Below are 3,630 nucleotides of genomic sequence, written 5' to 3' on the forward strand. Positions count from 1 at the left end.
GCTCGGGCAGGCTGACGCGGTCGTCGTGCTGCCTCGTCCACGCGCCCTCGCCGCCCTCACCGACCTGATCGGTACCCCGTTTACCAGGACCGAGAACGCCCGCGTGCACACGGTCGCGGAAGGGATCCCGCTGGCGGAGATCGATCGGGCGAGTTCCGAGCTCGCGCGAGCCGGGCGCGACGGCGGCCTGCCGGCCGTAGCCAACGTGGTGCTCGACCGCGTCTCCGCCCTCCCACCACTGCGCCATGGTTTGCCGCTCCTCGTCACCGTTGGCCGCCTCCACCGCGTGAAAGGGCTCTCGCTCCTACTCGAAGCGTGGGCGGGCGACGACGAGCTCCATCGCTCACTCAACCTCGTCATCGTCGGCGGTACCCTCGAGCAGCCGACCGCGGAAGAGAGCATCGTTCTCGGGCAACTCGACAATGTGTGCACGCGCTTTCCGCAGGCCCGCGAGGGTCTCGTGCTGCTCGGCCATCGTGCGAATCCCGAGGTGGCGACGGTGTTGCGCATTGCCCGATCGGGGCTCGGGAGCCTCGTCGCCCCGGACGGTGTTTATGCCTGTGCGAGTCAGAAGGAGGAGTTCGGCGTCGCTCTGCTCGAGGCAATGGCAACGGGCCTCTCCGTCGTCGCGCCGAATGCCGGCGGACCTGCGACCTACGTGGAGGAGGGGCTTACCGGCTCTCTCGCCGACACGTCATCGATCGAGGATGTGCGGGAGGCGTTGCGACGCGCAGTCGCCGCCCGTGCAGATGAGCCACGCGCTCGGCGCACCGCAAACCTTGTTCGCTCCCACTACACGATCGAGGCGATGGCCGCCTCACTCGCCGAGCTCTACACGAACGTCGTCCGCGAACCTGCAGAGGTGGCGGCTTGACCGTCCTCGTCGTCGTCCCCGACTACGCATCGCACTGGTACCCGCTCTCCGCAGTTGCTGCTGCCCTCCGCCGACGGGGTAACAGAGTCGTCGTCGCCACGGGGCACACGCTTGCTCCCCTCGTCGCCGCCGACGCGCACGAGTACGTCGAGCTCACCCTCGGATCGGGCAGCAACGGCGGCGTGCGAGCAGCGGGGGCCGATGCGGAGATGGAGGCGTTCTTCGGCGCAACGCGCGAGGGCATGATCGCGGTCCTGCGATACCAGGCAGAGCGACGCCGACAAGACCTCTTCTGGGAGCCGGATGGCGTTGCGACACGACTCCGGGACATCGTGCAGACGATCGAACCGGACGTGGTTCTCGTCGACCAGCTCGCATTTGGTGCCACCGCGGCCCTTCGCGGCCTTCGGGTTCCGTTCCTCTCGTTTCTGCCCGGGCACCCCTGCCAGCTGCCGGTGAGAGGTGAGGTCTTCGGCTACCCCGGGCTCCGACCACCAGGCTTTGCGCCGCCTCCGAACGAGCTCCGGTCGCTCCGGGAACTCTGCACCGTCGTCACCGCGGAGTTCACCGCGACCTACAACGCCGTGGTGACGGCTCTCGATCCGAAGACAACGCCGGTCGACGACGCCTTCGCTGCCGGCGGGACTCTCGGGACGATCGTCAACTACCCCGGTGGGATCGGCAGGCACGCCGTCCGGCTCCCTGACGCGACGTTCGTCGGTTCCTGTGTTCGACTTCAAGAGCCCGACCCGTTCTTCGACGGTCTCGTGAGAGAGAGCAACGTGCGTCCGCGGGCGTACGTCTCGCTTGGCAGCTTCCTCTCGGCGCGGACGGATGTGCTGCAGCGCATCGCCGAGGCGCTCCGGATCCTCCGCTGGGACGCCGTCATCGCCTCCGGCGTCAACCAGCCTGAGAGTCTCGGGCCGAGGGACGAGGGCTGGGTCGTTCGCGCGCATCTTCCCCAGGTAGCTGCTCTGGATGCGTGCGACATCGTCGTCTGCCACGGCGGGAACAACACCGTCACGGAAGCCCTCACGGCCGGCCTCCCCGTGCTCGCAGCCCCCTTCTCGACCGATCAGTTCGCGGGGGCAGAGGATCTTCGGCGCACGGGGCTCGGTCACGCGGTCGATCCGAATTCGGCAACCCCGGCGGAGATCGCAGCAAGGCTCGCCTCCCTGCTCCGTGATGGAGCCGCGGAGCGGACGGCTGCTCTCGGCAGGAGTCTTCGCAGCTCTCCGGGAGCAGAGCTCGCTGCCGGAGCGGTCGAGGCCGCTGCGGCCTCTCGTGCGCTCGCCGCCTGAGCGAACCCAGGCGCGATCCCAGGCGGCGAGATTGCGCCGGCTCTTCTACCGACTCGACGGGTCGTGCGCTGCCTGCTCGGCGTGAATCCGGTCGTTCTCACGCCCGTCGGCGACGGCGGCGATGATCAGGCCGACGATGCCGAGGAAGGCAGGGATCGTGACGAGGACGCCCGCGATGAAGAGGCCGACATTACTCATGACGCTTGCCACCCATCTGGAGCGCAACGGCGCCAAAAGAGAGGATGGACGGAACCCACAGGCCGACGAAGATGCCCTGTTGCTCGCTGCCCGTGAACCACAGCGTGACGGACAGGATGAAGGAGGCAAACGCGGCGATCAGGATCGCAGCGGAAGCGCGGAGACGAATTGTGCGGTTGTTCATGAGCTATGCTCCTCTGTTGTCTCTGTTGTCTAACTTTTGTCTATATAAGTGATACGACGTCGGGCGAGTGCTGGATCAGCCCTCGGGTGGCGGAGCCGTGCTCGTGCGCCGCGCCCAGACGTTCCACCGTACCCCGTAGGGGAGACGGCGCAGCCTCTCCCGGGAGCGAGGTCGTCTATCGCAGGCCTCAGGGGCAAAAACGTCGTCACGGTGCCAGACACCGCTCTAGTCGCCGGGAAAGAGCACCCAGAGCGCTGGACGGCCGCAGTTGCAATGTACAGCGCGCGAAAGAAGGCCGAGCGAGGCCCACGAGAGGAAGAGAGCCGTCCGCGCCGTGTTCCAGGGCTTCGGCAGGTCCGGGCCGTCGTCCGCTGCGATCGCACGCACCCGCCTCTCGAGCGCCGGCACGGGATGGAAGACGGTCTCGACGAGGCGGCCGCGGCTGGGCTCGTCCTCCTGCGCAGCATCGAGCGTCCCGAGCACACGCGTGAGCTCAGCCGGATCGATCCCACCCGAGAGGGCCAATCGGTCGGCGGCGATGACCGCGGAGCGCGAGAGCGACGGGAGGACGAGCAGCCCGAGGAACGACCAGAGCGTCATCCAGAGCGTCAGCGTGGCGAGGCCGGTGACCGAGTTGGCCGCAGCGGATGTCCCGAGGAGCACGGCGGCAGCCCTACGAACGTGAAGAGCGCTGCCGCCACCACACCGAGCACGCGCGATCCACTGCGCCTGACGGCCTCACGGCGCGCCGATTGAATTTTCGCCGTCTCCCCCGTCCACGCGGCCGAGAGCATCGTCCGATCGAACCCTGGAACTCCGACGATGCCGCCGACGAACGACGGATCGGAACCGTGCAGACGGTCTCCCTCACGACGAACGGCGCCGACCAGCCGGGCCAGCGGAACCTGCGCGGCCAGAAGGAAGACCATGAGAACGAACGACGCAGCGAGAGCTCCCGCATCGCCACCCGCCCGGCCGGCCGCAAGGAGAACGACCGCGACGGCGAGGAGACACGCGCCGTGTGCGGCAACGCCGCGGGCCCAAACCCGCGCGAAGCCGTTAGCGGCTACCGG

The 3,630-nt window shown here is 68.2% G+C and carries 6 protein-coding genes; 3 read left to right on the forward strand and 3 right to left on the reverse strand.

What is annotated here, in order from left to right; translation table 11 throughout:
* Both ABIR74_RS06295 and ABIR74_RS06300 read left to right on the forward strand, forming a co-directional pair.
* Positions 1-874, forward strand: an 874-nt coding sequence (locus ABIR74_RS06295) for a glycosyltransferase family 4 protein (protein ID WP_348176048.1), incomplete at its 5' end; no start/stop codon positions are given.
* On the forward strand, positions 871-2,175 hold the full coding sequence (locus ABIR74_RS06300) for a glycosyltransferase (RefSeq protein ID WP_348176051.1): 1,305 nt from the start codon (positions 871-873) through the stop codon (positions 2,173-2,175). The genes ABIR74_RS06295 and ABIR74_RS06300, both read left to right, overlap by 4 nt.
* Positions 2,176-2,220: 45 nt before the next feature.
* Here the strand turns inward: ABIR74_RS06300 and ABIR74_RS06305 are convergent, their stop codons facing one another.
* The 3 genes from ABIR74_RS06305 to ABIR74_RS06315 all read right to left on the reverse strand — a co-directional run bounded on the left by ABIR74_RS06305 (position 2,221) and on the right by ABIR74_RS06315 (position 3,220).
* Positions 2,221-2,373 carry a hypothetical protein gene (locus ABIR74_RS06305; RefSeq protein ID WP_348176054.1) on the reverse strand — a complete coding sequence of 51 codons (153 nt, stop codon included), beginning with the start codon at positions 2,371-2,373 and terminating at the stop codon, positions 2,221-2,223.
* Entirely contained in the window at positions 2,366-2,557 is a 192-nt protein-coding gene (locus tag ABIR74_RS06310; protein ID WP_348176057.1) for a hypothetical protein, read from the reverse strand. The genes ABIR74_RS06305 and ABIR74_RS06310 overlap by 8 nt, the downstream gene beginning before the upstream one ends.
* A 225-nt stretch (positions 2,558-2,782) precedes the next feature.
* The gene (locus ABIR74_RS06315; protein ID WP_348176059.1) at positions 2,783-3,220 is read right to left on the reverse strand and encodes a hypothetical protein; all 438 of its coding nucleotides are present in this window, start codon (positions 3,218-3,220) and stop codon (positions 2,783-2,785) included.
* Between the two features lie 188 nt (positions 3,221-3,408).
* Here ABIR74_RS06315 and ABIR74_RS06320 point away from each other — a divergent pair.
* Positions 3,409-3,630, forward strand: a 222-nt coding sequence (locus ABIR74_RS06320; RefSeq protein WP_348176062.1) for a hypothetical protein, incomplete at its 3' end; no start/stop codon positions are given.

Source organism: Gaiella sp. (assembly GCF_039915195.1).
GTDB lineage: Bacteria > Actinomycetota > Thermoleophilia > Gaiellales > Gaiellaceae > Gaiella.

What these genes read in the sequence shown, in the direction of transcription:
- ABIR74_RS06305 (WP_348176054.1), bottom strand. Translation starts at nt 2,373, where the DNA reads ATGAGTAATGTCGGCCTCTTCATCGCGGGCGTCCTCGTCACGATCCCT.
- ABIR74_RS06310 (WP_348176057.1), bottom strand. Translation starts at nt 2,557, where the DNA reads ATGAACAACCGCACAATTCGTCTCCGCGCTTCCGCTGCGATCCTGATC.